General features: G+C 51.0%; 19 protein-coding genes. 13 read left to right on the top strand and 6 right to left on the bottom strand.

Annotated features, from left to right (window positions below):
• Positions 1 to 9: 9 nt before the first annotated feature.
• A complete protein-coding gene (locus tag FPZ49_RS16375; RefSeq protein WP_186445868.1) occupies positions 10 to 849 on the top strand; it encodes a sugar phosphate isomerase/epimerase family protein in 840 nt (279 codons plus the stop codon).
• A gap of 83 nt (positions 850 to 932) precedes the next feature.
• Here FPZ49_RS16375 and FPZ49_RS16370 read toward each other — a convergent pair whose 3' ends face one another.
• Positions 933 to 2,495 (bottom strand): extracellular solute-binding protein, encoded by a 1,563-nt coding sequence (locus FPZ49_RS16370; protein WP_186445867.1) that lies wholly within the window; start codon positions 2,493 to 2,495, stop codon positions 933 to 935.
• Between the two features lie 152 nt (positions 2,496 to 2,647).
• The gene (locus tag FPZ49_RS16365) at positions 2,648 to 4,786 is read right to left on the bottom strand and encodes a helix-turn-helix domain-containing protein (RefSeq protein ID WP_144848632.1); all 2,139 of its coding nucleotides are present in this window, start codon (positions 4,784 to 4,786) and stop codon (positions 2,648 to 2,650) included.
• A gap of 221 nt (positions 4,787 to 5,007) precedes the next feature.
• On the opposite strand from FPZ49_RS16365, the gene FPZ49_RS16360 reads away from it, so the two are divergent.
• The 8 genes from FPZ49_RS16360 (at position 5,008) to FPZ49_RS16325 (ending at position 13,064) form a co-directional block, all read left to right on the top strand.
• Positions 5,008 to 5,973, top strand: a complete 966-nt coding sequence (locus tag FPZ49_RS16360; protein WP_261381449.1) for an ABC transporter permease — start codon at positions 5,008 to 5,010, stop codon at positions 5,971 to 5,973.
• 18 nt (positions 5,974 to 5,991) lie between these two features.
• Positions 5,992 to 6,846 carry a carbohydrate ABC transporter permease gene (locus FPZ49_RS16355; protein WP_144848629.1) on the top strand — a complete coding sequence of 285 codons (855 nt, stop codon included), beginning with the start codon at positions 5,992 to 5,994 and terminating at the stop codon, positions 6,844 to 6,846.
• Between the two features lie 28 nt (positions 6,847 to 6,874).
• Entirely contained in the window at positions 6,875 to 8,248 is a 1,374-nt protein-coding gene (locus FPZ49_RS16350) for a rhamnogalacturonan lyase family protein (RefSeq protein WP_144848626.1), read from the top strand.
• A gap of 36 nt (positions 8,249 to 8,284) precedes the next feature.
• Complete coding sequence (locus tag FPZ49_RS16345) at positions 8,285 to 10,276, top strand: hypothetical protein (RefSeq protein WP_144848623.1); 1,992 nt, start codon at positions 8,285 to 8,287, stop codon at positions 10,274 to 10,276.
• A gap of 100 nt (positions 10,277 to 10,376) precedes the next feature.
• Positions 10,377 to 10,820 carry a GyrI-like domain-containing protein gene (locus tag FPZ49_RS16340; protein ID WP_144848620.1) on the top strand — a complete coding sequence of 148 codons (444 nt, stop codon included), beginning with the start codon at positions 10,377 to 10,379 and terminating at the stop codon, positions 10,818 to 10,820.
• 41 nt (positions 10,821 to 10,861) lie between these two features.
• Positions 10,862 to 11,293 (top strand): SRPBCC family protein, encoded by a 432-nt coding sequence (locus tag FPZ49_RS16335; protein ID WP_144848617.1) that lies wholly within the window; start codon positions 10,862 to 10,864, stop codon positions 11,291 to 11,293.
• A gap of 147 nt (positions 11,294 to 11,440) precedes the next feature.
• Complete coding sequence (gene map, locus FPZ49_RS16330) at positions 11,441 to 12,187, top strand: type I methionyl aminopeptidase (protein ID WP_144848615.1); 747 nt, start codon at positions 11,441 to 11,443, stop codon at positions 12,185 to 12,187.
• A 52-nt stretch (positions 12,188 to 12,239) separates the two neighbouring features.
• A complete protein-coding gene (locus tag FPZ49_RS16325) occupies positions 12,240 to 13,064 on the top strand; it encodes a sugar phosphate isomerase/epimerase family protein (RefSeq protein ID WP_186445866.1) in 825 nt (274 codons plus the stop codon).
• A gap of 19 nt (positions 13,065 to 13,083) precedes the next feature.
• Here FPZ49_RS16325 and FPZ49_RS37475 read toward each other — a convergent pair whose 3' ends face one another.
• Positions 13,084 to 13,179, bottom strand: coding sequence for an AraC family transcriptional regulator (locus FPZ49_RS37475; RefSeq protein WP_186445865.1), 96 nt, complete (start codon positions 13,177 to 13,179; stop codon positions 13,084 to 13,086).
• Between FPZ49_RS37475 and FPZ49_RS16315 the strand changes: the two genes are divergently transcribed.
• Positions 13,160 to 13,780 carry a family 4 glycosyl hydrolase gene (locus tag FPZ49_RS16315; protein ID WP_261381448.1) on the top strand — a complete coding sequence of 207 codons (621 nt, stop codon included), beginning with the start codon at positions 13,160 to 13,162 and terminating at the stop codon, positions 13,778 to 13,780. The two genes, FPZ49_RS37475 and FPZ49_RS16315, sit on opposite strands and share 20 nt — an antisense overlap.
• A gap of 22 nt (positions 13,781 to 13,802) precedes the next feature.
• On the top strand, positions 13,803 to 15,029 hold the full coding sequence (locus FPZ49_RS16310; protein ID WP_186445864.1) for an oligogalacturonate lyase family protein: 1,227 nt from the start codon (positions 13,803 to 13,805) through the stop codon (positions 15,027 to 15,029).
• A gap of 51 nt (positions 15,030 to 15,080) precedes the next feature.
• Here the strand turns inward: FPZ49_RS16310 and FPZ49_RS16305 are convergent, their stop codons facing one another.
• From FPZ49_RS16305 to FPZ49_RS16295, 3 genes are all read right to left on the bottom strand, one after another.
• On the bottom strand, positions 15,081 to 15,458 hold the full coding sequence (locus tag FPZ49_RS16305) for a VOC family protein (RefSeq protein WP_144848600.1): 378 nt from the start codon (positions 15,456 to 15,458) through the stop codon (positions 15,081 to 15,083).
• Positions 15,459 to 15,709: 251 nt separating this feature from the next.
• Positions 15,710 to 16,225, bottom strand: a complete 516-nt coding sequence (locus FPZ49_RS16300; protein ID WP_144848598.1) for an SRPBCC domain-containing protein — start codon at positions 16,223 to 16,225, stop codon at positions 15,710 to 15,712.
• Between the two features lie 18 nt (positions 16,226 to 16,243).
• Complete coding sequence (locus FPZ49_RS16295; protein ID WP_144848596.1) at positions 16,244 to 16,600, bottom strand: ArsR/SmtB family transcription factor; 357 nt, start codon at positions 16,598 to 16,600, stop codon at positions 16,244 to 16,246.
• A 216-nt stretch (positions 16,601 to 16,816) separates the two neighbouring features.
• Between FPZ49_RS16295 and FPZ49_RS16290 the strand changes: the two genes are divergently transcribed.
• Both FPZ49_RS16290 and FPZ49_RS16285 read left to right on the top strand, forming a co-directional pair.
• A complete protein-coding gene (locus FPZ49_RS16290) occupies positions 16,817 to 17,377 on the top strand; it encodes a DJ-1/PfpI family protein (RefSeq protein ID WP_144848593.1) in 561 nt (186 codons plus the stop codon).
• A 130-nt stretch (positions 17,378 to 17,507) separates the two neighbouring features.
• Complete coding sequence (locus FPZ49_RS16285; RefSeq protein ID WP_144848590.1) at positions 17,508 to 18,245, top strand: class I SAM-dependent methyltransferase; 738 nt, start codon at positions 17,508 to 17,510, stop codon at positions 18,243 to 18,245.
• The last annotated feature ends 16 nt before the right edge of the window (positions 18,246 to 18,261 follow it).

Below are 18,261 nucleotides of genomic sequence, written 5' to 3'. Positions count from 1 at the left end.
CACGAGCGCGTGATCAAACTTAGCTGCCATTCTAGAAATTATGGTCCCGGGACACCGGACGAGATTTTTTCGTTTATCCGCAAACTGGGGTTCGAATATATCGATGTAGATTCGGTAGGGACCATTAAGCAGGACGATGTGCTAGAAGCTCCGGACAAGCTGGCCCAATTCACGAAGGAATTAGCCGATAAGCATCAGCTGAAGCTGGCGGAATTTTTTATGGGCGGAGTGCTGGTGGATGGTCAAGGGATCGGCCCAAGTGTGCCAGACCCGCAGCTCAGAGAACGAATGCTGGCGAATTTCAACTCGATCTGCAGGTTTGCCGGGCAGGCGGGATTTCGCAGTATTATGGGGTCTGCCGGATCGCTGCAGCAAGAGCTGGGCTTCGATGGTTCGTTCGAGTACACAGCTCAAACGCTGGAACGAATGGTATCCATTGCGGCTGAGCATGGGGTAGCGTTTCACGTTGAGCCAAGCCGGACCTCACTGCTGAACACGCCGTCCATGGCACTGAAGATGGCGCAGAGCGTTCAGGGACTGAAATATACGCTGGATTTCCTGCACTTTCAGATCAACGGCGTCGACCAGGAGGAGACGATGCAGCTGCTCGCGCACACGGGTCATATGCATGCCCGGCAAGCGGCGGTAGGTTGGCCGAAATGTCCGTTTGAGCACGGGGAAATCGATTACGACCGGATTGTGAAACGTCTGCGCGGACTTCGGTGGGACGGCATCATTGCGATGGAGTTCTGGAACGGACCGGAGCAGGAAGCCGAGGGGATGTGCCCGGTCGAGCAAACGATTGTGATGAGGTATCATTTAAAGGGATTAATCAAGAAGTATTATTAGAACACATCTCTCAAGCGAAAAAAACGTGGTGATAGAGGAGCTCAACGTTCCTTTATCGCCACGTTTTTTGTTTACTGCTAAGCCTACTGCTTCACCGTATTTTTGCCCTCTTTGTTATACCAATCGGTCCAGAACTTGATGACTTGATCGCCGCCGGCCGATCTCCAGCGCTTCACGTAATCGTCCCAGGATTTGTCGATATCCGTGTTGCCCAAGATGGACTTGATCGTAAATTCATCGACGATCTTGCCCAAGTTAAAATTAGCCAAATCAGGATAGTACGGCAGGGATGCCTGCAAGTTATCGACTTGGCCGATATTTTTGGCCATGACGAGATTGTCAACGGCTTCCTTCGGATAGACCACGCCGATATATTTCAGAATATCGTCGGTCAGCTGACCGGAACGGACGAGCGAGAACGACCAATGAATCGGCGCGAGCTGCTTCAGCACTTCGATCTTGCCGTTGTCTTCCTTGTAGTTGAAGCCCGGAACACCGAGGAAAGAGAACTTCATGCCCTCAGGAGACACGGCCCAATCGAGCATTTTCATAAATTTGTCGATGTTCTTGGTCGTCTTGGGAATGGCAATATAGTGACGGTTCAAGTTCGGATAAGAAAATTTGGAAGCCGAACCATCCTTGTGAAGCGGCAGGTTGACAGCGACATAGTGATCCATGACATCTTTAGGCACCTCGAGACCGGACGGATAGTGCCAGAAGCTGGAGAAGGCGCCGTATTTCAAGGTTTTGAGCTTCTGCTGGAAAATCGCGCCGGAGAACGTAGGGAACTCGGGATCCATTATTTTTTCGCTGACTAGCTTGTTTAAAAATTTCAGATAGTCCTTGTACTCGCTGGAAATTTCAGGTGGGAGCACCTGGCCGTCGCGGATTTTATAGGTTTCCGCATCGAACGCTGCTTGGAACATCCGGCCACCATTGCCCAGCGTGTTGCTCGCGAGCAGGCCGAACGTATCCTTTTTGCCATTCTGGTCGGGATCATTTTCAGTAAACGCCTTCATAACGGTGTAAAATTCGTCGATCGTCTTAGGGATTTGCAGGTTTAAGTTTTTCAGCCAATCCTTGTTGATGTAAACGACTTGACTAAGACCGTCTGGGCGGTTGTAGGGGAAGGCCCATACTTTTCCGCCGTCGGTCACGGGCAGCCAGGCATCGGCAGGCATATATTTTTTGATGTTCGGGTACTTGGCAGTATCGTTAATATAGGGGGTCAAGTCGGTGAGCAGGTCGTCCTTCGCATATTTCAGGATGATTTCCCGCTTGCCTTGAGCAAAAGCGTCGGGATAGCTGCCTGAGGCCATGAGCACGTTCAGCTTGTCGTCATACCCCGCCGAACCAGGCGAATCCAGCTTGATCTCCACGCCGGTTTTCTCTTTGATGAATTTGTTGTACTCATTTTCCTGTAAATTCAAGCCCTGAGGATCTACATTGTAATCGTACAGCACCTTAAACGTAACAGGACCGCTGTTGGCGGGCTCGCTGGCTGCCGGCTTCCCGCTGGGCGCCGGGGTTCCACTGTCTGCTGGGGCAGACGATTGTGTACACGCTGTGGTGGCGAGCAAAGAAACAACCGAAATGAGAACTGCCGTCGACCGCACCTTTTGTTTACGGGCATTGCTCCTTGGCATTTGCATTCCTCCTTGTTGCGAATGGTTTACATCTTTCATTGTGCATGGAACGCCAAGCGAAGCAATGGCTATTATTTTGAACCCTGTAAAAAAACCAGACTTTGCAAATGTTCAATTTTTGAGCCGATCGCATCTAAAAAAATGAACACGCCTCAATGATTCATCCGGTTGCGGTATTCGCTAGGCGTCACGATGTGCACTTTTTTGAAATTGCGGATAAAGGAGTGAACCGTATCGTACCCGCACGCCTCGGACACCTCCCGGATCGGGATGCGCTGGTCGCACAGCATAGCAGCGGATTTTTTCACGCGCAGCTCGTTAACGTATTCGACGAAGCCTAAGCCCAGCTCGTTTTTGATCAAGAGACTGACGTAGGAGGCATTGATGTTGAACTCCTCGGACACGGTGGTGAGCGAGATGCGCTTGTCGTAATTTTTGTTGATGTAGTCGAGCACGAGCTTGAGCGTCTTGTTGCTGCTTCGCGAAGCTTCCTTCTTATATTGAATAAACGTTTGGCAGATGCCGACGACGTAATCTTTTTTATCCGAAATGACCTCATAGCTGAACAGAGGGATAAAAATGTCCTGATGGAAAATATCGTCCAGCGAATAGCGCAGCTCCAGCGCATACTTCACGACGGAGAATAAGGTATTGGCGAGCATTGCGTTGATCATTTCGATCGACACTGAGCCGGACTGAATCAGGTTGTCGCAAAATTCATCGAGCAGCTTCTGCACCTCTGCAAGATCGCCGCCTCGGATCGAAGTGTTGATTTTGTTCATATCGACGGCAGGGTAGTGATACTCATGGGCGGAATGGACAGCCACATCCTTGTAATAAATGACAGAATGCTTTCCGTAGATCAGCTTGGAGTTAATGGCTTTGAAGGCCTGGGAGTAATACATGTGGGCATTTTCCAGCCGGTCGGCGATGTCGCTGATGCCTGCGCAAACGGTGAGTCCGGTCGTATCCAAAATTTCCTTCTGGATGTAGCGGATCATTTTATCCAGATCGGCCAGCTGCTGCCGGGTATCAGCGTCCTCTTTAACAGCCACGAGGATGGCGATTTTTTCCAGCTCCGCTTTGACCGTGTAAGAGCTGCACTTCGTGGAGAAGTACCACTTGATGGCGTTGTAAATGGTTTTGTTCGTGTTGAACCGATCCTCGTTCTCGAGCCGCAGCAAATGGTTGTAATAGTCGTCGATGTGGAACACAATGACCAAAAATTGGCTCTGAAGCTGGATCCCTAGCTGCTTCGTCCGGTAGCGGATATCCGAGGCTTTGATCTTGCCCGTCAGGATGTTCAAGATGAAATTATGCTGCAAATCGTCCAGGTTCTGGTCGAGGTTGGTCTTGTATTCCTTCATCGGCTTAACGTAATTTTTGCTGAAAAAGCGGCAGATGACATAGACGTTAGCGACAATGAGCATCAGCAGCAAAAGGAGCAGGAGAGCATGGGGCAGCCGCAGCTGGACCAGCTGGGTATGCGGCATCAGTGAGATGATCTCCCATTTTCCATGCGCGTTACTGGACACGAGGGCGAAATGCTCGGAGATGCTGATCGGACGGGAGTCCGTTTCGTGCAGCTGAAGCAGCGTGACGGGCGACAAAGGGGAATCCTTCCCCAGCGTTGCACCGGTATAGGCTAGGATCGAGCCGCTGTTATCCGTTAGGGCCACGCTCTCGCCGGGCACGATGTTCTGGAACAGCTTGGCACGGTTGACGTTGATGGCGACGTAGCCGGTGTTGTTGTTGAGCGGTGCAATAAATGTAATGACGGAATGCGAGGTGCCGCCGACATTTTCGAATCGTTCGTTCATCCAATGGCCCTTATCGTCTGGCTGCTGCTGGTTGAACAATTCTTTTTCGGGGAAGCTGTCAATGGAAGTGAACATATAGTTGGTCGACAGGACGGTGCCGTTGTTCTTATTGTACAAATACATCGAGACGAGCTCGGGGTCGCTGTTGACGATGTTGATCATGCTTTTCTGAATTTGGCTGAGGTCGTAAATATCGAGGACGGTATAGTCCTTTTTTTGCAGCCAGGCATTGAGGACGTTTTCCAGCAGCATTTGACGGTACACGGAATTGATATGCTCCTCCAAGATGAAGGAGAGGGAGGCGGTCATTTCATGGGCTTTGCGGAACGAGGACAGCTGCGCTTCGTACATTTCGATCCGGGTTTTCACGAACACACTGAGGATGGAGATAAAGGTCACAAGCAAAATGAAATACAAGGTCAAAATGAGCGACTTCAACCACAAATCCGAACTTTTAGGAAAAAGCTTCATCCTTTTCACTCCCGGATCGTTATTCGTAAGCCCCTGATGTTGGATAATTATACATCAGCCCCGATTTTGGCCACAACGTATATTTCTTGCAGTCGCCCAAGTATAAAAAAATCAACAGCTGAACTTTCTTTTTCGTACATGAACAACGGATAATTTCCATTTCAAACGCGGAATCGCCAGCCTATACTTGGGATAAATCGAACGATGGGAGGTGTGCGAAGGTGGAGGTACCTATAAGTCGGCCGGAGCAAGGAGTCACGGTCAGGAAGAAGCAAGCGTCCACCAGATCGCTGCTAGCCATAGTCCGCAAGCATAAGTATTTGTATCTGCTGATGCTCCCCGGGCTGATCTGGTATTTCGTGTTCCGGTATTTGCCGATGTACGGCATCATTATTGCGTTCAAGAATTTCAATTTCTCCAAAGGCATCTGGGGCAGCCCATGGGTTGGAACAAAGCATTTTCAAATGCTGTTTCACAATCCGGACTTCTATTCGATCGTGAGAAATACGCTGCTCATCAATGTGTATGAGCTCATCTTCGCGTTTCCGATTCCGATCCTGCTGGCGATTATGCTTAATGAAATCCGGCACACGCTGTTTAAGCGGACGATTCAAACGGTGGTGTATTTCCCTCACTTTTTATCGTGGGTTGTGTTCGGAGGGATCATCATCCAGCTGCTGTCGCCCAATGACGGGCTCGTTAACTATATCCGCGGGCTGTTTGGACTCAAATCGATCTATTTCATGAGCCTATCCGGATATTTCAGGCCGATCGTCGTCATCTCGTCCATCTTGAAGGAGGCGGGCTGGGGGGCCATCATTTATTTGGCGGCGCTTAGCGGTATTGACCCGGACCAATACGAAGCGGCCACCATCGACGGCGCGACTCGCTGGCAAAAGATGCTGTACATCACGCTGCCAGGCATCCGCAACACTATCGTCATCATGCTGATCTTGAAGGTAGGGTACCTGCTGGACGTTGGGTTCGAGCAGATTTACATTCTGTACAATCCTTCGGTGTACGATGTGGGCGATGTGCTCAGCACCTACATTTACAGGATCGGGCTTCAGGGCGCACAGTTCAGTGTCACCGCCGCCGTCGGCTTGTTCCAGTCGGTGATCGGCTTCGTGTTGATCCTTACGACCAATTGGCTGGCGCGCAAATTCAGCGAGGTGTCGTTATGGTGAGGAAAGGAGGATGTGACTATGCGACTGCGTTCTAATGTGTGGATTGGCGGGCTGCTGATTCTGTTTGCGCTGATGACCTTTTTGCCGTTCTACTATGTGATGTGCGCTTCGGTAAGCGATTCCAATCTGATCAGTGAAGGCCAGCTGCTGCTTTATCCGAAGGGCTTCAACCTGAAAGCGTACAGTATGATTTTTCAAAACAATACGTTTATCAATGCGTTCCTCGTCACGGTTACCCGCACGCTGCTCGGCATCGTGATCAATTTAGCGCTGCAGCTATGCTTGGCGTTTGCGCTGTCGAGAACCTATCTGCCAGGCCGCAAAATATTCATGCTCTATATCATCATTACTATGATGTTTCACGGCGGGATCATCCCAACTTTTCTCATAGTGAAAGGGACGGGAATGATCGACACGATCTGGGCGCTGGTCATTCCCGCTGCCATCAGTACGTGGAACGTGATTTTGCTGCGCACGTTTTTTGAAAATGTGCCGGACAGCCTCGAGGAATCCGCCAAAATGGACGGAGCGAACGATTTAACCGTATTTGTGCGAATCTATCTGCCGCTATCCCTGCCTGCGGTGATGACCATCGGTTTGTTTATCGCGGTCACGCATTGGAACAGCTTTACGGACGCGGTCATTTATATTAACTCGCAAGAATTGCAGGTGCTGCAAATTTTCTTAAGAAACATGGTCATTCATCTGGATATGGCCACCCAGCTTGGGGATTTGACGGCCATGAAGGATGTGTCCTCGCTGTCGCTGCGGGCTGCGTCGATCTTTCTAGCTTCGCTGCCCATTATTATCGTCTATCCTTTTATTCAAAAATTTTTTATAAAAGGCGTTATGGTAGGTGCGGTAAAAGGATAAATAAACTTTGCCAAGGGAGAGTGTACTCATGTCTGCACAAGTGGATCTGAAAGTGGTTACGGAATTTTCGTTAGGTCAGGACATTGGCATGCTGCGAGCGGTTCCGGTTCGTCTTAAAGGGGGGAAAAAAGCCGTCTTGGTCGTTTATTGCGCCGATTTTGACGTGGATCCCTCGTATGAGATGTTTTTCTTTCCGACTGACACGCTGAAGCTGGCGCTGTATTCGCTGGAAGGGGAACAGATTTGGAAAAAAGATCTGGGCAAGGGCGTTGTGCCAGGAATTTGGTTCTGTCCGGTGTTCCCGTTTGATTTGAACGGCGATGGCGAGGACGAAATTTGGTTTGTGAATAATACAATTGTCCAGCACCCGCTTACGTTAAAAGGCTACGTATTGGAGCGTCTTGAAGGCTCGACAGGAGAAACGTTAGGGCAATTTCCATGGACGTATTATGGCGAACGGCAGGCGTTATCTCCGCAGTTCCGCAACTTCATTCTGGGCGGCTATGCCAATGGGGAGCCGGTGCTGGTGACCGCGCAGGGGACCTACCACAATATGCACCTGCAAGGCTGGAACGCAGATATGACGATGCGCTGGAGACATGATATTGCAAATGACGATCCGGGTGCCCGGGGGAGCCATATGACGCCGGTTGTTGACATCAACAATGATGGCGTTGATGAGGTGCTGTGGGGCGAACGCGGCATCGAGGTCGATACGGGGCGCGAGCTGTTCTGCGGGGACCGCGACGTGTACAGGGGACACTCGGACATTATCCAGCCGATTCGGGATCGGGATTCGAACCAGCTCTACATCTATACCGTCCGGGAATCCGATCCGACGGCCACGCCGCGTGTCGTGCTGTTTAACGGCGAGGGTCAGCGGGTATGGGGGAATGTAGACCACGGCCACATCGACATGGGATGGGCTGCCCGCATCAAGGATGACCAAGGGCATGTCGTCATGGCGATCCGAATCGGATCCAAAACGTGCGGTCCCGACGGGCGCTTCCATCAAAATATGGATGAATTTACGTATGATGCGCTCTCTGGTGAGGAGTATCCGCTTCCATTCAGTATTTACCGCACCTTCCCTGTGGATCTGAATGGCGACGGTTATCACGAGCTCGTTAGAGGAGTTCCGAACGGCGATGGCGAAGTGTTTGATAGACACGGTCAATCTATCGGGAATGTAGGCGGTACGGTGGCGATGGCGTCCAAGTTTATGGATCTACCGGGCGAGCAGCTGCTTTGTTTTTACCCGGACGGGACGATCCGCATTTGGGCGGACGCGAACGCTAAGGACAGCGAAACACTGCTGGAGCGGTGCGCTCACCCGTTCTATAAAGGTGCCCAGCGCATCACCGCCGTCGGCTATAATGTTGTGCTCATGGCCGGACTATAACACCAAATCACGTAGAAGCAGGAGTGAGTAGTGTTCATGATAACCGTACTTCAAGATCAATTCCGGCAGTTCTCCATTGGACCGTTTCCGTACGATCCGCAGCATTCCGCGATTGGCGAATACCATTACTATCCGTCGCAAGGCTTTCACGGCGGCTGGCATGATCCGGTCGTATGGTACGGGTGGCTTGGTCCGACATGGATCGTGACCGAGGAACGCGGGCGCAAATTTATGGAGCAGACGCGTCCTCAAATCGCGATCAAGGCTCATCTATGGCCGCAGCTGGTCAAAGGCGAGGTGGGCTGGCGGGATTATACGCTCGAAACGACAGTTCGGATGCTTAACACGGAGTCTCATACCGGGATTATGTTCCGATACCAGCATGGCCGGCGCTACTATTTTCTCGGCTTCGAGGGCGGAAAGGTGCAGCTGATCAAACGGGACCAAGATAACGTGCAGGTGCTGGCTTCCGCTGAATACGCTTGCGATTGCGACAGCTATTACGAGCTGAAGGCGGTATGCGAGGGAGCTTCGCTTCGCGGCTATGTGAACGGGGTCGAGCTGCTGCAGGCGGAGGATCATGAATACGCTTACGGCAAAATCGGCCTTACCTCGCGGATGCCGGCGCAGTTCACCGACGTTGAGGTCACGATGACCGAAAAGCAGCATGACGCTTGGATTAACGAGAAGACGTCCGATCAGCTGGAGCTTGAAATGCTGCGCAGCACGTATCCTCAGCCGAAGCTGTGGAAGACGATCGACCTGAAAAACTTCGGAACCGCGCGCGAGGTGCGCTTCGGACATTTGACAGGTACGGATGAAATGTTCGTTGTCTTAGCCCAGCATCAAAAACGAGGCCACAAAGACGCGTATGCACATATTAGCTGCCTTACTGCGATTAATCTGGACGGGGAAGTGCTGTGGCAGATTGGGGAGCCAAGCACACTGCTGGATCATACGCTGCTGTCAGCGGACCTGCCGTTTCAGGTGTGTGACGTCGATTTTGATGGCGTGGACGAGGTCGTAGTTGCGCGCAACTTTGAGCTGATGATTTTGGATGGACGTACGGGAGAGGTCAAAAAGTCGATTCCGACGCCGCGTTCGGAGCAGCCTGATGAGTCGCTATTCAGCGTGCCGTTCAAGAAGTACGCGTTCGACCGGATTAATGTCGATGCTATTCGCATCGCCAACTTCAGCGGGAAGGCGAAGCCGACCGATATCTTGATCAAGGACCGCTACAGCCGCGTCTGGGTGTACGATAACGAGCTGAATCCGCTGTGGAGCTTCCAAGAAGGCATTACGGGCCACTTCCCGTACACGATTGATTGGGACGGCGACGGCAAGGAAGAGATGTTCATCGGCTACCATCTCGTGGACCATGACGGCACCTTGCTTTGCACGCTGCCGGTTGAAACCGACCATACGGATGAAATCTTGATCGGTCATTGGAACCCGACACGCAAGGATGCGCTCATCGGGATTGCTTCGGGTGACGAGGGCTTTATCATCGCCGATCTGCAGGGAAATATCGTCACGAAGATGATGATCGGGCACGCGCAGCGCATCAGCGTCGGCAATTACCGTCCGGAGCTGCCGGGGCTGGAAATTTGCCTCTCCACCTTCTGGGGCAATCAGGGCATCGTGTACTTTTTTGATGGAGAGGGCCGGATCATTCACCAGTTCGAGCCGACTTGCAACGGGAACCTGCTGACGCCGGTCAACTGGACCGGGGATGGGAACGACCTTGTGCTGCTGAACGGCAACGTGCAGCATGGGGGACTCGTGGACGGCCAAGGACGCCGCGTTGTCGTGTTCCCGGAGGACGGCCATCCGGATCTATGTGCGGAGGTGCTCGATCTGACCGGCGACGGCCGCGACGAAATCGTGGTGTGGGACCAGCGCCGCATGTACATTTACACGCAGGACCGACCTGCTGCGGTGGAGCCTGTGAAGGTGCCGGAGAAATATCCGCACTATAACGCCTCGAACTACCGCGGGGAGTTTAACTACCCGGCACGTGGAAATTAACGATTGAACCGCAACGAAAACGGTTTTCGTGCGCTTTTGCGTATGGAAGCCGTTTTGCGCTGTGTGTGCGTGCAATAAACAGGATGAGGAGCTGCTGCCCATGGAACCGTTCGTATTTGATCATAACAAAACATTTACGCTCTACGGCTTTTCGAAAAGGCATGAGGATCCGAGCAAACCTTACAGTGCGACGATGTTTGAGCTGATGGACAAGCTGTGGGGGGAAGTGCGGAGCAAAGGGCTGTCCCACAAAGGTATTAATCATGTCGTTTATGACCTGGATCAGGTGGTTTTTGCCGGAATTGAGCTGACTGATGCGCCACAGGATGACTCTCAGTTGGAGAGGCGTGAGGTGGTCTTGGAGAAATATGCTTACTGCAAGCATATCGGACCGTACAGCCAATTGGGCCAAACGTACGAGCGTATCCAATCGGCCATCCAAGCGGCAGGGGAGCAGGTGAAGGCGCCTAGTCTGGAGGTGTACGGGCATTGGAATGCAGATGAATCCAAGCTGGAGACGGAGATTTACTTTCAACTGGTCTAGTATGGTAAAATGGACTTTACCCAATCGAAGGAGAGAGACTAATGAATAACGTTACAAAAGTGAGAATTTCTAAACCCGCCCATGAAGTGTTTGAATCATTTGTGGATCCAGCCCGAATCGGTCATTTTTGGTTCTCCTCGAGCTCGGCTCGCTGGGAAGTAGGGAAGACGATTACACTAAGATATGAGGAGTATAACGCTCAAGGGGATATCCAGATTCTCGAGATCGAGGCGGACCGGAAGATCGGTTTCCGTTGGGGACAAGGTGAGGAAGGACATGTGGTAACGATCACGCTGAACGAAGTGGAGAACGCTAGCACGGTGATTGAAATAACCGAAGAGGGCTTCCCGATCCAAACTGAGGAGCAAGTACGGGCTCTGATCGACAACAAAGAAGGCTGGGTGTACATGCTTTCTTGTTTAAAAGCGTACTTGGAGCACGGTGTGAACATTAGAGCCGCCTTGGTGAAATAAGGAAGAAGCAGCCGATCCGTTTGATGGGACGAGGCTGCTTTTTTGTTGGTGTTTTATAAAATGTGGGACGTATTAAGGAACAGCAGCATAAAGGAATTTTCTTTCTTTGTGGTACAATAAACGTATCTGGAAAATGGAGTGGATTTTATGACAGTAGGATCTCAAAATGATATCGATGCTCTTAAGGAAATTGGCAAAATCGTTGCACTGACGATTAGTGAAATGAAACGAAACGCACGTGTCGGTATTACAACAAGGGAACTGGATGATATTGGCGGAACGTTTTTGAAGAGGCATGGGGCTGTGCCGGCACCTAAAAAAACATACAACTTCCCGGGCAACACATGTATTAGCATTAACAATGAAGTTGCTCACGGAATACCGGGAAATCGAATCATTCAGCCTGGTGATTTAATAAACATCGATGTTTCGGCAGAATTGGGAGGCTATTATGCGGATGCAGGACATTCCTTTCCGATCCCTCCATTCAACCCATCATTAATGCGTCTATGTGAATACACACACCATACGATGATGAAAGTGATCTCTTCACTTAAGCATGGAGTAAAACTGAACGAAATCGGAAGGATCATTGAAATCGAGGCTAAAAAAGGCGGCTATAAGGTTATTGAGAATTTGTGCAGTCACGGCATTGGGAAATCCTTACATGAGGCTCCAACAGAGATTCTTCCTGTTTATAACAAGCACGATAAACGTGTATTGAAAGAGGGCTTAGTCATAACTATTGAGCCTTTTTTATCAACGGGTGCCGATTATGTCGTCGAGCAGCCGGATGGGTGGACTTTATGTTTACCGAACGGCGGCTTTGCGGCACAACATGAGCACACCATAATTATTACAAAGAATCAGCCCATCATCTTGACGGTAGCTTAGACCAATCTGCAACATGCTGTTCCGATACCCAAATAAAAAGGATGGTGTGCATATGTTTTCTTTTTCAATCAGCACGTGGAGCATGAGACAGTCATTGGGACCGTTGCGATGGACGATCTGGAATGAGGAGACGAAAAATCAGGAAATTCGTGAAGAATGGAAGCCGCAGGAGTTGGAGCTTACCGATCTTCCGATGGAGGCGAAGCAGAACGGGTTGAGTTACTTGGAAGTATGCCATTTTCAGATTCCCTCGACAGACGCTTCCTACTTGGCTGAGCTGCGAGCTTCTTTTGAGTCGGCGAGCATCGGCTTCCTGACACTGTTAGTCGACTACGGGGATATTTCATCACCCGATAACATACGCCGCGAATCGGACATCGCCTACTTATGCGGATGGATTGAGGCGGCTGCGAAGGCAGGTGCAACGGCGGTGCGAGTTGTTGCCGGCGAGCAGCCGGCAGACGATGCTGCAGCAATCGCGAGAAGTTGCAGCGCACTTAAGCAGTTGGCCCTTTATGGGGCAGAGCGGGGAGTACGAGTTGTAACGGAAAACTTCAGGCCGCTGACTGCGACGTTAAGCAGTTGGAGCACGATCATGAATAATGTTGGCAGCATCGTGCCGACCATTATTGACTTCGGCAATTTCCAGCCTAGCGAGAAGGCAAACGGGATTTCCCACGGTGCTTCGATGGCTCATTCGATTCATGCCAAGCCGAACTATCTTCCTGACGGAAGCGTGGACGCCAATGAGCTCGCGATTATGCTGCGCATTCTGAAGGATCGAGGCTGCAACGTACCGCTCTCGATCATCGCCGACAAAGGAGAGACTCGGTGGGATCAGATTGATGCGATTAAATCGCTGATCAGCGTACTTTAGTTTCTGCCAACGCGTTTTCCTATCTCAGGCCCTTCCTGTACTGGAGAGGCGTTTGATTTACTTGCCGCAGGAAGATGCGGTAGAAGTGCTGCAAATTGTTAAAGCCGCAGCTCATAGCTACCATAATGGTCGTCGATGTAATGGATGAGGCTCTGGATGTGTGGGTTATATGCGATGGCTGGAGGCTGAACTTCGGCCCATTCCTTGAACTGGACTTGCCGCTGGCCGGAGACCGGCATTTGATCGAGTTTTATCCGAGCCTTTGCAATTTGCAAAACGGGTACGGCATGAAGTACGGCGTGCTGAAAACGACGGTCGATGCCAGACGACTGACCAAGCTGCGCCAGCTGGACCATATCCGTCAATTGGCGAGTGGAGCCAAGGAGGCTTCATGGCAGCGGTCCGGAGAGGAAATGACCGAAATTATGAAAGCTGTTATCACTGGAGGTGCGACGACAGCGATTGTGAACGTCCCGAACGGGGGGCAGCTAACGAACATGCCTCGGGAGGTCATTGTGATCGGGAGCCTGTGCCGATTGCATGCCGATGTGCACGAGCTGACAGTCAAGGCGGCGCTGGAAGGCAGCCGATCGCTTCTACTGGAAGCGTTGAGCCTGGATCCGCTGAGCGGGTTAGCCGATTTCTCCGAGCTGGGCGAGCTGTCGGATCGGCTGCTGCGGGCGAACCGGAGCTGGCTGCCGCGATTTTTTACCTAAGATGCGAAGGGGAGAGCTACGCATGAATTTGATCAAAGGCAGTGTGCTTCAGCACCAGTTGAAGAAACGCCAAGATGAACAAACCGGTCGGACGGTCACTCAACTCACGTCGCTGGCGGGCAATCATCACCATCTTTATTTTACAAGCAACAGCTTTACCGCCGATAACCGGCACGTTCTGTATATCAGCGATCTGGGGACGGGGAATCCCAACTTGTTCAAGCTGACGCTGGACGACGGAGCCGCCGTGCAGCTGACCGACAACCGGGACGGCTATATGCAGAGCTACGTCTATTACGACGGCAACCCGTATCGCGGGCTGGCGAAAGCGAGTCCCAGCTTTGCCCCTGTAGCAGGGAAGCTGCTGTACATCCAAGGCGACGAGGCTCGGCTGCTCGACGTGGACACGCTGGAGGAGCGCACCATTTACGTTCTACCGGAGCACGTGATGACCGGGTTTACGCATTTGTCCGGTGACGGCCGATACGCATGTATTCCCTATATCGATGCGCCCGCGTTCGAGGTTGGCGAAGGCAATCCATTCGGCCTGATTCGCGATAAGGTGAAAAAGGAGCAGATGCTCTCTTACATAATTGTTATCGATACGACGAATGGGGAGACGTTGTATTCTTTTTCCCATCAGGGCTGGGTGACACACGTGCAGTTTCATCCGAACGACCCGCATATCGTGTTGTTTAACCATGAAGGCGGAATGGTGCAGCAGCGCATCTGGATGTATGATCATGGGACGATCAGCAAGGTGAGGGATCAATCGGATGGCGGAGCTTCGCTCTGGATCTGCCACGAGATGTGGACCAGCGATGGTCAAGCGGTTATTTATCACGGGACGCGGGGCGTGCCGAACGATCCGGCGATGAACCAAAACGAAGGCTCCAAGGACGAAGTCGTCAGCTTTGTCGGGTACATGGACACAAGAGACGGGAAGTGCGCGGAGGTGAGCTTTCTGCCGGAGATGACGGCTTATGGGCATTTCACGGCCAGCACGGACGATACACTGCTTGTGACCGACGGCATTATTGATAAGACCAGCATCCACTTGTGCCGAATGGATTGGCAGCGGAGTGAGCTGGAGATGACGTTCCTCTGCTGCCACAACAGCAGCTTCTCCGTTCAGGACGTGCACCCGCATCCGATTTTTAGTCACAACGACCGCTACATTTTGTTCACATCGGATGCTCACAACGAGCGGACGAAAGGGAACGTCTACCTGATCGATTTGCAAGAGTAAACAAAAAAGCGGTTACCCTTATCCATCAGATCAAGGGTAACCGCTTTTGCATTATTTATCTTCTCTCAACAGATATTCATTTCCGTCTTGATCCTTGAAGGTGAACATGCTGCCGAAGGGTAAACGTAACATTTCCTCTACTACGACTCCGTTTTCCTTCATTTTGGCATGAGCGGCTTCGATATCCGTTGTGCTGAACAGAATGGATGGATGCGACACGGCAGACGGCTTGTGCTGCATCATAGCGGCCTTCGAATAAAGCACTAACGTGGTAAACTCGTTATCGCTTGGACCTACCTCGATCCAAAACGCGTCAGGTCCCATCGGCTGCTCCACTTTCAGGACAAACCCCATTCGGTTAAGCCAGAACTGCTTGGCCTCTTCTTGATCATTGACGTAGACCGTGACTTTGCCAATTTTATTAATCATCCATAATCTCCTACTTTCTCTGGACTATTACTTGACGACAAGAGTGTAACACTCCTTAATTTCATTTGCAATTTCAGCTGAATGACCGAAAAAGTGGAAAAAACACAAATCATATGACCAACGGGAGTGATGGATCGTGTTAACAGCAGCAGCAGCTTGAATGAGATCGCTGCCGAGTGCGGGATGGGGGATGCGCCGTAAAAAAACAGCCGCCGGCTTATCTAAGCCAAGCGGCTGTTCGCGTTTGATGCTTATTTACACTCGTTCAAACGCTCTTCCAGACGATCCCAAGTTTCTGTGATGCCTTGCAGCATGCCCATATCCATGACCGTCTTCAGAGCCTCAGCGGACACGTATACCGAACGGCTGACCAGCTTCGTTTGGCCGCCCAGATCGATGAACTCCATCTCTACGTTCGTGGATGGCATAGCGTCGTTGGAATTGCCCTCGGCATCCGAGAAGTAATCGGTGTAGACCAGCTTCTCCGGCTCGACAATTTCCTTATACACAGCTTTGCCCCAAGATTCCATCCCGAAAAAGGACCCTTGGTTCGGATCAATGCACTTCATACAGTAGTGCCAAATCCCTCCCGGACGAAAATCCACCGTACAGGCCGACAGCTCCCAGCCTCGCGGTCCCCACCAGTGCTTCAGATGCTCCGCTTCCTTGAACATCTTAAACACGAGCTCACGCGGCGCATGGAATACACGCTCCAGCACCAGCACCCGATCGTTCTCTACGCTTGAAATCATCGCATTGTTTGACATTGTAAATCCTCCTTATGATTAGGATTGATCCTTGGATTTTTCTTTCCTTTGAAGCTGCTGCAAATAATCGTCCAATCTGTCGAATCGGTCTTCCATAATGCGACGGAACGATTCTACCCAAGAATCCAGCGCTTGGAAGGGTTCTGGTCGGAGCTTATAGATGCGACGGTTCGCTTCGGCTTTCACTTCTAAGATTCCGTTGTCGCTAAGCACCTTCAAATGCTTTGAGGCTTGAGGTTGGCGAAGCCCTAGACGCTCGGCAATTTCCCCTACGGTCAGGGGACCGTCGCGTAAGAGCTCAACGATATGCATCCGATTCGGTTCGGCCAAAGCGTTCAGCGTCGTAATGTCTAAGCCCGGATACTTGCCTGACATACCGTTCACCTCGTTGATTGATGATATTGCGGAATCGGTTCAACTCCTTATCCTTAGGATCACCATCTTGCTGAATTAAATATACACTATTTGGAATATTCCTGTCAAGGAATATTCGATTGCCGCCAAAAATCTACAATTTACGTCTCTTTACAGATTCGTCCACATCCATAACAATGAATAAGGAGCCAAATTTATCCATGGAGCGTGATGGAGTTGTCCAAAAGAATTCTTATCCTCACTGGAGACGCCGCAGAATCGCTAGAGGTTTATTATCCTTATTTTCGTGTTTTGGAGGAAGGCCATGAAGCGGTGATCGCCTCGCCAAGCGTTAAGACGCTGCGCACCGTTGTCCACGATTTCGAGGGCTGGGATACCTACACGGAAAAGCCGGGCTATCAGCTGAATTCTCACATCGCTTTTTCCGAGGTTAATCCAGCGGAGTTTGATGGTTTGATCATCCCAGGCGGCCGCGCTCCCGAATATATTCGTTTGGATGAGAACGTACCTCGGATCGTCAGCCATTTTTTTGAAGCGAATAAACCGGTCGGTGCGATCTGTCATGCGGCACTCATTCTCAGTGTGGTGGGGAATCGCTCCTACTTTGAAGGACGCTCGATGACAGCATACGCCGCATGTCGGCCGGATGTTGAAGCACTTGGCGCCACTTACGCCAAAGAAACGCTTTGCGTCGACGGCAACATCATCTCGGGTCATGCTTGGCCGGATCTGCCTGGCTTTATGCGCGAATTTTTGAAGCAGGTGAATGGCCGATAGGCTGTACATCGTATGTAGCCGCTCTCCTTCATGTAAAGGAGGGCGTTTTTTTATTCTCGCATCATTTTTTTTGCTATAATACCAGTATTCGCATGAAATAACTGCCAAGGAGCCGACTGGAGAAACGAAAATGACCAAGCAAAATAAGTATGATGATGCGGCTTTCTTTTCCGCTTACGAAAAAATGCCCCGATCCGTCGGTGGACTGGATGCTGCTGGCGAATGGTATGTTTTAAAAACGCTGCTGCCCGACTTGACCAACAGGCATGTCTTGGATTTGGGATGCGGGTATGGGTGGCATTGCCGGTATGCCCGGAAGCAACTGGCCAGCTCGGTGATTGGGGTAGATATCTCCGAGAAAATGCTCCAAAAAGCTCGCGAGATGACGGATGATCCGTTCATTTCATACATGCGGATGCCTATAGAGGATATTGATTTTTCGAACGATCAATTTGATGTGGTGCTCAGTTCTTTAGCGTTTCACTATATTGAATCGTTTGAGCCCATTTGCCGGAAACTATTTGATTGCCTGAAGTCCGGTGGAGCGTTTATTTTTTCCGTGGAGCATCCCATCTTTACATCACGAGACCACCAGGATTGGTATACCGATGATGAGGGGAACCGTCTGCATTGGGCCGTTGATAACTATCAAGATGAAGGCGTTCGTGATACGTCATTCTTAACCGATCATGTGATCAAATATCATCGTACGTTATCTACGTATATCAATACTTTAATTCGGGCGGGCTTTTGTATCAAAGCCGTTCATGAGCCTGCTCCATCAGAGGAATTGATCGAGACGGTTCCAGGCATGAAGGACGAACTGCGACGACCGATGTTTTTGATCATTTCGGCAGTGAAGCTCTAGGGATAACCAACCGAAT

The organism is Paenibacillus cremeus (assembly GCF_007786445.1).
GTDB lineage: Bacteria > Bacillota > Bacilli > Paenibacillales > NBRC-103111 > Paenibacillus_G > Paenibacillus_G cremeus.
This window is presented reverse-complemented; position numbering and strand designations above follow the sequence as displayed.

Excerpts from the sequence above, each read along its gene's own strand:
- FPZ49_RS37475 (WP_186445865.1), bottom strand. The coding sequence starts at position 13,179 with ATGAGCTGCGGCTTTAACAATTTGCAGCACTTCTACCGCATCTTCCTG.
- FPZ49_RS16325 (WP_186445866.1), top strand. The coding sequence starts at position 12,240 with ATGTTTTCTTTTTCAATCAGCACGTGGAGCATGAGACAGTCATTGGGA.
- FPZ49_RS16310 (WP_186445864.1), top strand. The coding sequence starts at position 13,803 with ATGAATTTGATCAAAGGCAGTGTGCTTCAGCACCAGTTGAAGAAACGC.
- FPZ49_RS16365 (WP_144848632.1), bottom strand. The coding sequence starts at position 4,786 with ATGAAGCTTTTTCCTAAAAGTTCGGATTTGTGGTTGAAGTCGCTCATT.
- FPZ49_RS16370 (WP_186445867.1), bottom strand. The coding sequence starts at position 2,495 with ATGCCAAGGAGCAATGCCCGTAAACAAAAGGTGCGGTCGACGGCAGTT.
- FPZ49_RS16350 (WP_144848626.1), top strand. The coding sequence starts at position 6,875 with ATGTCTGCACAAGTGGATCTGAAAGTGGTTACGGAATTTTCGTTAGGT.
- FPZ49_RS16355 (WP_144848629.1), top strand. The coding sequence starts at position 5,992 with ATGCGACTGCGTTCTAATGTGTGGATTGGCGGGCTGCTGATTCTGTTT.
- FPZ49_RS16300 (WP_144848598.1), bottom strand. The coding sequence starts at position 16,225 with ATGTCAAACAATGCGATGATTTCAAGCGTAGAGAACGATCGGGTGCTG.
- map (WP_144848615.1), top strand. The coding sequence starts at position 11,441 with ATGACAGTAGGATCTCAAAATGATATCGATGCTCTTAAGGAAATTGGC.
- FPZ49_RS16335 (WP_144848617.1), top strand. The coding sequence starts at position 10,862 with ATGAATAACGTTACAAAAGTGAGAATTTCTAAACCCGCCCATGAAGTG.
- FPZ49_RS16305 (WP_144848600.1), bottom strand. The coding sequence starts at position 15,458 with ATGATTAATAAAATTGGCAAAGTCACGGTCTACGTCAATGATCAAGAA.
- FPZ49_RS16345 (WP_144848623.1), top strand. The coding sequence starts at position 8,285 with ATGATAACCGTACTTCAAGATCAATTCCGGCAGTTCTCCATTGGACCG.
- FPZ49_RS16295 (WP_144848596.1), bottom strand. The coding sequence starts at position 16,600 with ATGTCAGGCAAGTATCCGGGCTTAGACATTACGACGCTGAACGCTTTG.
- FPZ49_RS16285 (WP_144848590.1), top strand. The coding sequence starts at position 17,508 with ATGACCAAGCAAAATAAGTATGATGATGCGGCTTTCTTTTCCGCTTAC.
- FPZ49_RS16340 (WP_144848620.1), top strand. The coding sequence starts at position 10,377 with ATGGAACCGTTCGTATTTGATCATAACAAAACATTTACGCTCTACGGC.